This window comes from Methylobacterium sp. Leaf87 (assembly GCF_001422775.1).
GTDB lineage: Bacteria > Pseudomonadota > Alphaproteobacteria > Rhizobiales > Beijerinckiaceae > Methylobacterium.
On the sequence record NZ_LMMI01000034.1, the window covers coordinates 143,254 to 156,515 of the forward strand.

Sequence of the window (13,262 nt, forward strand, 5' to 3'; positions counted from 1 at the left end):
TGAACATCGAGCGGAGGGAACCGGCGAGCCCGGCCCCTCCGTTTTCGCATAAATCCCCCCGTCCCTCAGGATGCCATGGCGCCCATCCCCGACGATCCCATGGCTGTCGATCCCGCGGCCGAGGCAACGGAGACGGAATTGAGCGCGTTGCTCGATGCCGGGCTCGGCCGTGGCCGCCAGGGCGCGGAGCGGAGCTGTATCGTCACCCGCACGAAGCGGCCGCCCGACGGGCTCATCCGATTCGTACTCTCGCCCGACGGTGAGGTGGTGGCCGATCTACGGGCCAGGCTTCCCGGGCGAGGCGCGTGGCTCACGCCGACGCGCGCGGTGGTGATCGAAGCCTTGAAGAAACGCGCGTTCCAACGGGCGTTCAAGACCAAGGACGCTGCGGCACCGGCCGACCTCGCGGACCGAATCGCGGAAGGCCTCCGGGCAGATTTGCGTCAATCCCTGTCGCTCGCCAACAAGGCCGGCTGCGTGGTGGCGGGCTTCGCCAAGGTCGAGGCGGCCATCGGCGACAAGGCCGGCGTCGCGGCGGTGATCCAGGCGCACGACGGCAGCGCCGACGGCCGCCGGAAGATCGCGGCGGCATTGCACCGCCGCCATGGTGATGCCATATCCCGCATTCCCGTCATCGATAGCCTGTCCAATGAAGAATTGGGCGTGGCCTTGGGCCGGGATCATGTGATACATGCGGCTCTCGTCGCAGGAGTCGGGAGTTCCGGCTGCCTTGCGCGTTGGCGTCGGCTCCGTTCCTTCGAAGGTTTGGCGACGACGGCCGAGGAGGCCGGTTCCGCCCGTTATGGGCGAACCACTTCCGATCTGCACGACGACGAAGTGACGGATTCGCCCGGCGCACAGCAGTTTGCCGGTTCTCGGGACGATGGAAACCCTCAGGGTTTGGACTGAATGAGCGATACGAACAATCCGGGCGACAAGACGCAGGCGAGACCCCCTTCGAAGCCGCTGTCCTTGAAGCGCCCGATCGAGCAGGGAACGGTGCGTCAGAGCTTCTCCCATGGCCGTACCAAGCAGGTCGTGGTCGAGACGGTGAAGCGTCGTGTGATCGGCGCGGCACCGGCCGCACCCGTACGGGAAACGACACCTGTCGCTCCGGCGACGCGCGTTGCGCCCCCTCCGCCCCCCGCAGCGCCTCGTCAGGCTCAGCGCTCGGCGTCGGGCGTCGTGCTGCGCACGCTGAGCGAGCAGGAGAGCAACGCCCGCGCGGCCGCCCTCGCCGATGCGAAGCGTCGCGAGGCCGAGGCCAAGCAACGTGCGGAGGCGGATGCCGCCGCCGAACGCGAACGCTTGGCCGTCGAGCAGCGCGAGCGTGAGGCCGCCGAAGCGCGTAAGCGCGACGAGGAAGCCCGTCGGCGTCAGGAAGAAGAGGCTCGCCTCGCCGCCGCCGAGGAAGCGCGCCGCGCGGCCGACGAGGCCGCCAGGGAGGCTTCGAAGGAAGCCGCGAAGGCTGTCGCTGCCGACGACGCGGCGCCTGCACCGGCGCCCACCGTCTCCAAGACGGCGCCGATGCCGGCGGCCCCGACCATCGTTCGCACGCCGCCCGCGGCTCCGCGCGCGCCGGCGGCCCCTGCAGCCACCGCTGCGGCTCCGGTGCGTCCCGCCGCTGCACCTGCAGCGCCTGCGGCACGTCCGCCCCTGACTGCGCGCCCGGCTTCCTCCGAGCCGCGCAAGACGATCACGGCCGACGTGCGCAAGCCGCGCGACCTCAACTTCATGGCCCGCCCCGCCCCGGCCCCCGAGCCGGAGCCCACCACGCCGACGACGGCCACCGCCGCGCGTCCGGCCGGTGCTGCCACCACGGCCCGCACGCCGGGTCGTCCGCAGGCCGCCGAGGAGGAGAACGAGCAGAAGCGCGTGATCCGCCGTCCAGGCATGCCGCTCAAGATCATCACGCCGCCCAAGACCCCGAAGCAGCCGGGCGGCGACCGGAATCGCGGACGTCTCACCATAGCGACCGCGACTTCGGGCGAGGACGAGCGCACGCGCTCCGTCGCCTCGTTCCGCCGTCGCCAGCAGCGTATGAGCGGCAACCGTCACGTCGAGCAGAAAGAGAAGCTCTCGCGTGAGGTGACGATCCCGGAGACGATCACGATTCAGGAACTCGCCAACCGCATGTCGGAGCGGGCCGTGGACGTGATCCGACTGCTGATGAAGCAGGGCGAGATCCACAAGATCACCGACGTGATCGACTCGGACTCAGCGCAGCTCATCGCCGAGGAGCTCGGCCACACCGTGCGCCGCGTCGCGGAGTCGGACGTCGAGGAAGGCCTGTTCAGCGACGAGCCGGAACTGGAGGAGGATCTCGATCCCCGTCCCCCCGTCGTCACGATCATGGGTCACGTCGACCACGGCAAGACCTCGCTGCTCGATGCCATCCGCAAGACCACCGTGGTCTCGGGCGAGGCCGGCGGCATCACGCAGCACATCGGCGCCTACCAGGTCGCGGCCCCCAGCGGCGACATGGTGACGTTCATCGATACCCCCGGCCACGCGGCCTTCACCTCCATGCGCGCCCGTGGCGCCAAGGTGACGGACATCGTCGTGCTGGTGGTGGCGGCCGATGACGGCGTCATGCCCCAGACGGTGGAGGCCATCGCCCACGCCAAGGCGGCGGGCGTGCCCCTCATCCTGGCGATCAACAAGATCGACAAGCCCGAGGCGAACCCGCAGCGGGTCCGTACCGAGCTGTTGCAGCACGACATCCAGGTCGAGTCCATGGGCGGCGAGACCCTCGAATTCGAGGTCTCGGCCAAGACCGGCGACGGTCTCGAGGAACTGCTCGATGGTCTGCAGTTGCAGGCCGAGATCATGAACCTGCGCGCCAACGAGACGCGCGACGGCGAGGGCACGGTCATCGAGGCCAAGCTCGATCGCGGTCGCGGCCCCGTGGCCACGGTCCTCGTGCAGCGCGGCACCCTGTTCACCGGCGACATCGTCGTGGCCGGCGCCGAGTGGGGTCGTGTTCGCGCCCTCATCGACGACAAGGGCGAGAACGTTCCCTACGCCGGTCCCTCGGTACCGGTGGAAGTGCTCGGCTTCAACGGAACGCCGGATGCGGGTGACCGTGTCGTGGTGGTGCCGAACGAGGCCCGTGCTCGCGAGGTCACCGAGTACCGTGCCCGTCAGAAGCGCGAGCGCATCGCAGCCCGCACGGGCGGCGCTAACCGTTCGCTCGTCGACATGATGCGCGACCTCAAGGAAGGCGCCGGCCGCAAGGAACTGGCGCTGGTCGTCAAGGGCGACGTGCAGGGTTCGGTGGAAGCCATCACGGGCGCCCTGGAGAAGCTCGGCAACGACGAGGTGTCGGCGCGCATCCTGCTCTCGGGTGTGGGCGGCATCACCGAGTCGGACATCACCCTGGCGGAGGCTTCCAAGGCCGTCGTCATCGGCTTCAACGTGCGGGCCCACAAGGAAGCGCGCGAGTCGGCCGAGAACAAGGGCGTCGAGATCCGCTACTACAACATCATCTACGACCTCGTGGACGACATCAAAGCGACTTTGTCGGGCATGCTGCCCCCGACGCTCCGCGAAGAGCGCTTGGGCGAAGCCCAGATCCTGCAGATCTTCGACGTGTCGAAGGTCGGCAAGATCGCCGGTTGCCGCGTCACGGACGGCGTGGTCCAGCGTGGCGCCCACGTTCGCCTCATCCGCGACAGCGTGGTCATCCACGAGGGCAAGCTCTCGCAGCTCAAGCGCCTCAAGGACGACGCCAAGGAAGTCATCTCCGGCTACGAGTGCGGTATGTCCTTCGAGAACTTCCAGGACATGCGGGCCGGCGACACCATCGAGTGCTACCGGGTCGAGGAAATCCGCCGCACGCTCTGAGCGTACGGGCAGGATCCAGACGAACAGGGCCGCGACATCCGTCGCGGCCCTGTTCTCGTTTCCGGCCACATCGCACGGCACGCGGGGTTCATCGGTCGGCAGCGGGTGTCCGTCGTTGCACCAGACGGGGAAGATCGACCAGGGCGGGGATCGCGTCCCGCGCAGGCATGCCCTAGTCGCTATGTCGGGCCTTAACCGCATCGTCGAGTTTGGCTGGGGGAAGGCACACGGCCCTCTCGTCGCTGCAGGTGCGAGGCGGCTATATGGGCCGCGGAACGACCGGCATACGGCCCGGTCGAGGCGGGCACGATGCTGAACTCATACGCCCTGCGACGGGCCCTGTCGGACAACAAGTACCGGAAGATCTTCGTCGAGCGGCTCACCGAGCCCCTGCATCTGAACATCATTTCGGCGGGCGTGGCCCTGTTCGGCAGCTACCCGGCCAAGGTCGCCTTCGACCTCGTGGTGCGCCAGCAATACGCTTACCCGATCCTGTTCGCCGCGGAATCGGCGAAGAAGCTCGGCCTCAAGCGGATCGCGATCCTGGAGTTCGGCGTGGCCACGGGAGCGGGCCTCCTCAACATGTGCGCGCTCGCGGCACGCACGGAAGCCGCGACGGGGGTGAGCATCGACGTCGTCGGCTTCGACACCGGCACCGGCATGCCCCCCGCCGTGGATCACCGCGACCTGCCGGAATATTTCCAGGAGGGCGATTATCCGATGGATTTCGAGGCCCTGCGCCGCGCCCTGCCTGAGCGTTGCCGCCTGCTCATCGGCGACGTGGCCGAGACGATCCCGGGCTACCTCGCCGGCGTCGGCCCCGACGCCCCCATCGGCTTCGTTTCGGTGGACGTGGACTATTACTCCTCGACGGTACGAACCCTGCCGGTGCTCGACGGTGCCCCCGACCGGTACCTGCCCATCGTGCCGGTCTACCTCGACGATGTCGCCATGGACGGCTGCAATCCGTGGAACGGCGAGCTGCTGGCGGTGGCCGAATTCAACGCGGCCCACCCCATGCGGAAGATCGCGCCGTTCAACCTCCTGCGGTCGAAGCGCATCTTCAAAAACGCGCAATGGATCGACCGGATGTTCGCCGCGCACATTCACGACCACCCGGCCCGTACCCCGGCGACGGCGAAACGCGCACAACAGGCCTATATCCGGAACGAGTATTTGGGCTAAGAGAGGCCCCTTCGACATCCGCTTCGGTCTGGCCGGCTTCCGTTTTCCAAGCGGCGGCGATCGATGCTCCGTATCAGTGACGGACCGATGGCGGTCTTCCCCTCGAGCTCCGTCCGCCGGGCGGTGGGGGGCGGGTCGCCAACCCTCCGTTCCGACAAGACGATCAGAACCGTTCATGGCTCAGAGACAGACCCCGACCGGACCGAGGCAGCGCCAGCAGCGCGTGGCCGAGCTCGTCCGCCACGCCATCGCGGAGGTGCTCCAGCGCGGCGACATCCAGGATCCGGTGCTGAGCGCGCACGTCATCACCGTGCCGGAGGTCCGCATGTCGACGGACCTGAAGCTCGCCACGGCCTACATCATGCCGCTCGGCGGCCAGAACGAAGCACCGGTGATCGCCGCCCTGGAGCGCAACAAGAAGGCCCTGCGCCAGGAGGTGGCCCGCCGGGTGAACCTCAAGTTCGCGCCCGACCTGCGCTTCTTACGCGATGCGACCTTCGACGAGGCCGACCGGATCGACGCCCTCCTGCGCACGGACAAGGTCCGGCGCGACCTCGACGCGCAGAAGTCCAACGAGGACGGACCGGACCCGGAGGCGGCCTGATAGTTCCGTCGGTGTCCCGAAGCGGACCCCGAACGTCCGACCAGGGGACGCCGTAGCATTCCCGCGCCGATCTTTTTTCCAGACACCAAGACCGGACGGCCCTGGCCCCGCGTGCGCCCCGTCCCTCGACCGAGGACAGCATGACCAACGACACGACCATCGAATCCCCCGATGAGGGTGTTCCGCCGCCCCTCGGCGCGGACGACACGGCCGCCGATGCTCGCCCCGCCGAAGGACGCCGGCCGCCGCGCGGCGGGCCACGGCCCGACCGCCCCAAGCGCCGCGACGTCAACGGCTGGGTGATCCTCGACAAGGGCGTCGGCATGACCTCGACCCATGCGGTCGCGGTGGTGAAGCGCGCCTTCAATGCCAAAAAGGCCGGCCATGCCGGCACCCTCGACCCCCTGGCATCCGGCATCCTTCCCATCGCGCTGGGTGAGGCGACCAAGACCGTTCCGTTCGTCATGGACGGCCGCAAGGCCTACGTGTTCACGGTCACCTGGGGCATCGAGACGGACACGGACGACGCCGAGGGGCGCCCCGTCGCCACCAGCGAGAGCCGGCCCGAGCGCGGGGCCGTGGAAGCCGCTTTGCCGAGCTTCGTCGGCGCCATCGAGCAGGTGCCGCCGCGCTACTCGGCCATCAAGATCGCCGGGGAACGCGCCTACGACCTCGCCCGCGACGGCGAGGAGGTGGTGCTTGTGGCTCGCCCCGTCCAGATCGACCACCTCGCCGTGGTGGAGCATGACGGACAGCGCACGGTGATCGAGGCGGAGTGCGGCAAGGGCACCTATGTGCGGGCGCTCGCCCGCGACCTCGGGCGGATGCTCGGCTGCTACGGCCATGTCTCGGCCCTGCGCCGTACCCGCGTCGGTCCCTTCGCCGAGGCCGAATCCTGCGTCGTCGCCACCCTCGAGGAAGCCGGCCCCGACGGGAACGGTCCGCACCTTCATCCCGTCGAAACGGCCCTCGACGCCGTTCCGTCGGTGCCCGTCTCCCGCGACATGGCACTACGCCTCATGCGCGGTCAGGCGGTGATCCTGCGTGGGCGCGACGCCCCGGTGGAGGGCAAAGCCTTCGCCACCTGCGGCGGCATCCTGGTGGCGGTCGGCGATGTCGAGCGCGGCGAACTGGTGCCGCACCGGGTGTTCCATCTCGGCGGTACCGCGCCCCAGCGGGGCTGAACCGGACCTCAGGCCGGGTCGCCCTATTCGGGCGTGCCCGACCGGAGGGGCAGCCCGGTCTCGATGACGCGCGCCCAGAGCGAGGCGCCGTACGGGGCGGCCGCATCGTTGAAATCGTATTCCGGGTGGTGCAGTCCGGCGCTGGCTCCGTTGCCGAGGAAGATGTAGGCACCGGGCCGGTGGGCGAGCATGTAGGAGAAATCCTCCGCCGCCATCATGGGCGCCACAGCGCGCTCGACCTGTGATTCGCCCACGAGACCGGCCGCCACGTCGGCGATGAAATCCGTCTCCGCCGGGTGGTTCTCGGTCACCGGGTAGCCGCTGCCGAACACGATGCTTCCGTGTGCGCCGAAGGCCGCCGCGACGTTGGTGACCACCGCTTCGATGCGGCCCTGGACCAGAGTCCGCACGGGTTTCGACAGGGCCCGCATGGTCCCCCGCAGGGTCACGCATTGCGGCAGGACGTTGAAGGCCTCTCCGGCTTCCAGAGCGCAGACCGAGACCACGGCGCTGTCGAGGGGGTCGACGGAACGCGCCACGATGGATTGGAGGGCAACCACGACGTGGCTCGCCACCAAGACACTGTCGATGGCCGCGTGCGGCTGTGCGGCGTGGCCGCCCTTGCCCTCGACGGTGATGGTGAAGCGGTCGGTGGAGGCCATGATCGGGCCGGGCCGAATGGCGAAGTGACCGACCGCCAGACCCGGAATGTTGTGCATGCCGTAGACGGTCTCGATGCCGAAGCGCTCCATGAGCCCATCGCGGACCATGGCCTCGCCGCCGCCGCCGCCCTCTTCCGCCGGCTGGAAGATCATGACCGCCGTTCCGTCGAAGTCGCGGGTTTCGGTGAGATACCGCGCCGCGCCGAGCAGCATGGCCGTATGACCGTCATGCCCGCAGGCATGCATCTTCCCGGGGTTCGTCGAGCGATAGGGCAGATCGCGCACTTCCCGGATCGGCAGTGCGTCCATATCCGCGCGCAGGCCGATGACCCGGTTCGAGCCGTGCGCCCGCCCCCGGATCACCCCGACGACGCCGGTACGACCGATGGCGGTTACCACCTCGTCGCAGCCGAAGGCCCTGAGCTTGTCGGCGACGAAGCCAGCGGTCCGGTGGACGTCGTATTGCAGTTCCGGATGGGCGTGCAGATCGTGGCGCCAGGCGGTGATCTCCGGCGCCAGGGCTGCGATCCGGTCGAGGACGGGCATGGGACTGACTTTCGAAGGGGCGGCCCCTCTCAGGATGGACTTCGGGTGACAAACGCAAGACGGCCCAGCAAACAAGGGGCCAGACGCGTGATCGGGCCCACGACCGCATCGAACCTACCCGATTTCGGGATGTGGCGGCGAATCACCCGGTGATGGCCTCGCGCGCCCCGTCGGCCCGGCGCAGGCGAAGGGCGTTGGCCAGCACGAAGACGCTCGACACGGCCATGGCGGCCGCAGCCAGCACCGGCGACAGCAGGGGGCCGCCGAAGGCGTGGAGCAGGCCCGCCGCCACGGGGATCAGGGCGACGTTGTAGGCGAACGCCCAGAACAGATTCTGCCGGATGTTGCGCATCACCGCCCGCGACAGACCGATCGCGGTGACGAGGCCGTCCAGGGCACCCGACATCAGCACCACGTCGGCACTCTCGACGGCGATGTCCGTACCCGTGCCGATGGCGATACCGATCTCCGCCTCCGCCAGGGCCGGTGCATCGTTGATCCCGTCGCCGACGAAGGCCACGGTGCCGAAGCGTGCCCGCAACGCGTGCACGGCCTCGACCTTGCCGTCGGGAAGAAGCGCGGCGAAAACCGTGTCGATCCCGAGGGTTCTGGCCACGCCTTCGGCGGCACCGCGTGCGTCGCCGGTCACCATGGCGACGGCGAGGCCGCGCCTCTTCAGGGCTGCGACGGCCTCGGCTGCACCCGGCTTGATCGGATCGGCGACGGCCACGAGGGCGGCCGAGCGCCCATCCACGGCGACGTAGAGAGGACTGCGGCCTCGCATCTCCAGGGCGGCGGCCTGCGCGGCGAGTGCGGCGGTGGGGATACCGAGCCGGGCCATGTGGCGGTCCGCCCCGACCGCCACCGATCGGCCGGCGACGCGCCCGGTGATGCCGTACCCCGGCGAAGCCTCGAACTCGGTCACCGGCGCGAGGGTAAGCCCCCGCGCTTCGGCCGCTTCCACGATGGCACGGGCGACGGGATGTTCCGAACGCGCTTCGAGGGCCGCGGCCAGCGCCAGAACCTCGTCGTCCGAGAAGTCCGGTGCCGGCACGAGATCGGTGAGGCTCGGACGACCCTCCGTGAGGGTCCCGGTCTTGTCGAGGGCAACCACCCGCGCATCGCGCAAAGCCTGGAGAGCGGTGCCACTGCGAAACAGAACGCCGCGTTCGGCCGCTCGCCCCGTGCCGACCATGATCGAGGTCGGCGTCGCCAGGCCCATGGCGCACGGACAGGCGATGATGAGCACCGCGATGGCGTTGACCAGGGCGAAGCCCAGGGCCGGGCTCGGGCCGAGGACGAACCAGGCGACGAAGGTCAGGGCCGAGACGATCATGACGGCGGGTACGAACCAGGCGGTGACCCGATCGACCACGGCCTGGATCGGGAGCTTACCGCCCTGCGCGGCCTCGACCATGGCGACGATCCGGGCCAAGGCCGTTTCGGTCCCGATGGCTCCGACGGCGAGGTCGAACCCGCCCGTGGTGTTGAGCGTCCCGCCGATGACGGCATCGCCGACGCCCTTGGAGACGGGCACGGGCTCGCCCGTCACCATGCTTTCGTCGACGAAGCTCGTTCCCGCGACCACGGTGCCATCGGCCGAGACGCGCTCGCCGGGGCGGACCCGCACCACGTCCCCGAGGCGCAGATCCGCCTGCGCCACGGACCGCTCCCTGCCGTCGCGGATCACACGGGCAGTGGTGGGCGACAGACCCACGAGGCGGGCGATGGCGGCACCCGTACGGCCCTTGGCCCGTGCCTCCAGGGTGCGCCCGAGGAGGATGAGGGTGACGATGAGCACCGCCGCCTCGAAATAGAGATGCGCGGTGCCGGGCGGCAGCCAATGCGGGGCGAAGGCCGAGACCAGGGAGTACAGGTAGGCCGCGCCGGCCCCGAGGGCGACGAGGGCGTTCATGTCGGGGTGACCGCGCAGGAGACCCGGAACGCCCTGAACGAAGAAGCGGCGGCCCGGACCGGCCAGGACCAGGGTCGCCAGGATGGTTTGAATCCAGGCCGTGACCATCGTCCCGGTGGCATGGTGAAGGCCGGGGACGAGGTGGCCGCCCATATCGAGGACGACGACGGGTGTTGCCAGGAGAGCGGCGACAAGAAGATCGCGCCGGAGGGTGGCGCTTTCCGCCCGCCTGCGGCTTTCGGGTGTCTCCCGCGCGGCGACGGTGCCCGAAACGGCCTCGTAGCCCGCCCCCCTTACGGCTGCGGCGAGTTTATCGAACGCGACCACCCCTTCCGTATGACGCACGGTGGCGCGCCCCGTGGCCAAATTGACGGACGCTGCGATCACCCCCGGGACGCCCACGAGGGCACGCTCGGCTCGAGCCAGGCAGGAGGCGCAGGACAGGCCGGTGATATCGAACGCCGTCGTCGCTTCCGGGACGCCGTAGCCCGCCCGGGCGATGGCTTCCACGGCCGCCCCCGCACCGGTGCCGTCGAGGCGCAGGCTGGCACGCCCCGTTGCGAGGTTGACCACAACCTCCGATGCTCCCGGCAGCGCCGTCAGGGCACGCTCTACCCGCCCCACGCAGGAGGCACAGGACAAGCCGGTGACCGGAAAGTCGAAGCGGTTGGGCAACGAAGGAGGAGAGGCGTGCGCAGGGCGTGTCATGCTCCTCATGTGGGGCTTGGGCCCGGGGAGGAAAATCGAACGTGGGCGCACGCCCGGTATGTCGCAAATGCGTCGCGCTCGGGGGATTCGTCCGAGCGCATGGGCTCACCGTCCGGCCGTCTCGGCCGCGTTGCCGGGCTCCATGACGAATTCGGGAAAGGACACCCGCACGGTGGTCCCGGCACCCGGAGCGCTCTCGATGACGAGGCGGCCACGGTGGCGGTTGACGATATGCTTGACGATGGCGAGGCCGAGGCCCGTGCCGCCTTGATCCCGACTCGAGGCGACGTCGACGCGGTAGAATCGCTCCGTCAGGCGCGGGATGTGCTCGGGCGCGATGCCGGGGCCTTCGTCACGCACGGCGAGCACGATGCGGGCGCGGCGTGGCGGCAACTCCACGAGGCGGGCGACCGAGACGGCGACGCGGCCGCCGCGGCCGCCATATTTCACGGCGTTTTCGACGAGGTTCTCGACCACCCGAAGGAGTTCGTCGCGTTCGCCCGGCATTGGGTGGACGCCGTCCGCCTCGAACGTCACTTCGACGCCGCGCTCCCGCGCAAGGGGACTTTGCGTCTCGACCATCTCGCGGGCGATCCGGGCGAGATCGACGGGCTTCGTCGGTGGCACATGCTCGCGCAGTTCGATGCGGGACAGGGACAGCAGGTCGTCGATGAGGCGCGTCATTCGATGCGCCTGGGTCTTCATGATGGCAAGGAAGCGCTCGCGGGCCGGGGCGTCGTTCCGGGCCGGCCCCTGAAGAGTCTCGATAAAGCCGAGGAGCGAGGCGAGCGGGGTGCGCAGTTCGTGGCTCGCGTTGGCGACGAAATCCACCCGCATCGCCTCCAAGCGTCGGGCCGAGGTGAGGTCACGCAGGAACAGGACGACGTTGGGCTGGCCGCCCGCTGGCCCGTCGGGCATCGGCAGGGCGCCGATCTGCACCTCGAAGGCACGCTCCGTGGGCACCCGGGTGGCGTAGAGCGTCTTCAGGGGGGCGCCGGTGCGCAGCACCTCCTCGATGCCATCGAGAACGTCGGGCGCGCGCAGGGCGAACGAGAGCGGATGGCGAAGCTTCAGGGCCGGAAGGAGCGCGCGGGCGGCGGGATTGACCTCGATGACCACGGCGCGCCGGTCCACCAGGATCACCGGATCGGGAATGTTGGCAAGGAGCGCCTCGGCGACGGAATGCCGTGCGTGGGCAGAGGCCTCCGGGGCTGCCCGGATACGGGTGCGGAACAGACCACCGACGAAGCCTCCGAGGGCGAGGGCCGCGACGGAGGCAGCGACCCACGGCGCATCCAGAGTCCCGCGCGCCCAAGCGCCCAGGCCGAGAACGACGCTCGCGCACGCGGCGGCGGTCCAGGCGGATCGACGCGCGCCCCGTGCCATGCTGCCCTCCCTGCCGCTTTTCAGACGGCGGCGATCACGTCCCTTCAGCGCGCCGGAGACGCCCGGCACGGACGCGCTTCAGCACTTCGTAGCCCCCCAACATCGACAGGGCGATGACGAACGGCACGAGGTAGTAGCAGACCCGGAACAGCAGCAGGGAGCCGAGCACCTGATCGCGCGGCAGGCTCGATAGGGCGAGCAGGATCGTCGCTTCGAACACACCGAGGCCGCCGGGCGCATTCGAGGCGATGCCCAGCATGGCGGCGAGCACGTAGATGGCGACGAAGGTCGTGAAGCCGATGGAGGTTTCGGCCGGCAACAGCACGTACAAGGTGGCGGCGGCCGCGCAGACGTCGCCGATGCCCACTACCATCTGGCTCAACGAAACCGAAGCTCCGGGTAGCTCGAGGCGCCAGCCCTTCACCCGAACGCTGCGGCGCTTGAGCGACACCCAGGCGAGGTAGGCGACGACGGACAGGAGTGCGGCGAGGCCGACCCCCTGGTTGAGGCGGATGCTTGTGAAGGTGAGCCCGGCGAGTTGCCCGGCCTCCGCGATGAGGCTCAATCCCAGCACCACGCCCATGCCGAGCCAGAAGGTGAAGCCGGCGATCACCGTGAGGGCGGCGATCTTGGCGGCGCTCAAGCCGCGGCCGGAATAGATCCAGTAGCGGATGGTGCCGGCCGTCAGCAGCGGGAAACCGAGGGTGAAGCTCACCGCATAGCTGGTGAACGAGGCGAGCGCCGTCGTGCGGTAGGGGACAACGATCTGGAGTTGTCGCAGGGCCAGGGCGTCGTAGCAGGTCAGGAACAGATAGCTCACGGCGACGAACAGGAAGGCGAGTCCGAGCTGTCCCGGTGTCGCCGCCGTGAAGGCCGCGTGGAGTTCGGCCCACGTGACCGTCTCGACGAGCCGCCACAGGACGTAGACCGACACGGCGAAGATCACGATGCTGGCGATGGTGCCGATCCAGGCGTAGCGCCCCTTGAAGGAACGCTTGGCGGCGGGAGCCGCGGGGATATCGCTGGGGCGGGAATCGCTGGAATGAGCATCGTCGGGCTCGACGCCGGACGCGTCCTCGCCGATCGTCTCGGCCCGGCCGAGCTCCTTGTGCTGTCCCGCAAAGTTCATCGTATCGGCGTCCGCCTCCGCCGGGCACCCCGCTCGGCCTTGGCGGCGGCATGGATGGCCCGGGCTTGTGCCGGACCGCGGCCCGTGGCCCGCATTT

Annotated in this window: 9 protein-coding genes; 5 read left to right on the forward strand and 4 right to left on the reverse strand. The window is 69.4% G+C overall.

Annotated elements, in window-relative coordinates; all coding sequences use genetic code 11:
- Window positions 1-99: 99 nt before the first annotated feature.
- The 5 genes from ASF22_RS15505 to truB all read left to right on the forward strand — a co-directional run bounded on the left by ASF22_RS15505 (window position 100) and on the right by truB (window position 6,819).
- Complete coding sequence (locus tag ASF22_RS15505) at window positions 100-909, forward strand: RNA-binding protein (protein ID WP_056172172.1); 810 nt, start codon at window positions 100-102, stop codon at window positions 907-909.
- A complete protein-coding gene (gene infB, locus ASF22_RS15510) occupies window positions 910-3,846 on the forward strand; it encodes a translation initiation factor IF-2 (RefSeq protein ID WP_056265954.1) in 2,937 nt (978 codons plus the stop codon).
- A 309-nt stretch (window positions 3,847-4,155) separates the two neighbouring features.
- Window positions 4,156-5,031: a hypothetical protein gene (locus ASF22_RS15515; RefSeq protein WP_056171735.1), complete on the forward strand. Its 876-nt coding sequence runs from the start codon at window positions 4,156-4,158 to the stop codon at window positions 5,029-5,031.
- 175 nt (window positions 5,032-5,206) lie between these two features.
- On the forward strand, window positions 5,207-5,635 hold the full coding sequence (rbfA, locus tag ASF22_RS15520) for a 30S ribosome-binding factor RbfA (protein ID WP_056171737.1): 429 nt from the start codon (window positions 5,207-5,209) through the stop codon (window positions 5,633-5,635).
- A gap of 140 nt (window positions 5,636-5,775) precedes the next feature.
- Window positions 5,776-6,819: a tRNA pseudouridine(55) synthase TruB gene (gene truB, locus ASF22_RS15525; RefSeq protein ID WP_056171739.1), complete on the forward strand. Its 1,044-nt coding sequence runs from the start codon at window positions 5,776-5,778 to the stop codon at window positions 6,817-6,819.
- A gap of 23 nt (window positions 6,820-6,842) precedes the next feature.
- Here truB and ASF22_RS15530 read toward each other — a convergent pair whose 3' ends face one another.
- The 4 genes from ASF22_RS15530 to ASF22_RS15545 form a co-directional block, all read right to left on the reverse strand.
- On the reverse strand, window positions 6,843-8,027 hold the full coding sequence (locus ASF22_RS15530) for a M20 aminoacylase family protein (RefSeq protein ID WP_056265956.1): 1,185 nt from the start codon (window positions 8,025-8,027) through the stop codon (window positions 6,843-6,845).
- Between the two features lie 142 nt (window positions 8,028-8,169).
- The gene (locus ASF22_RS15535; RefSeq protein ID WP_156647773.1) at window positions 8,170-10,650 is read right to left on the reverse strand and encodes a heavy metal translocating P-type ATPase; all 2,481 of its coding nucleotides are present in this window, start codon (window positions 10,648-10,650) and stop codon (window positions 8,170-8,172) included.
- Between the two features lie 105 nt (window positions 10,651-10,755).
- Window positions 10,756-12,036 (reverse strand): ATP-binding protein, encoded by a 1,281-nt coding sequence (locus ASF22_RS15540; protein WP_056265962.1) that lies wholly within the window; start codon window positions 12,034-12,036, stop codon window positions 10,756-10,758.
- A gap of 34 nt (window positions 12,037-12,070) precedes the next feature.
- Window positions 12,071-13,165 carry a lysylphosphatidylglycerol synthase domain-containing protein gene (locus tag ASF22_RS15545; protein WP_056171746.1) on the reverse strand — a complete coding sequence of 365 codons (1,095 nt, stop codon included), beginning with the start codon at window positions 13,163-13,165 and terminating at the stop codon, window positions 12,071-12,073.
- Window positions 13,166-13,262 lie beyond the last annotated feature (97 nt).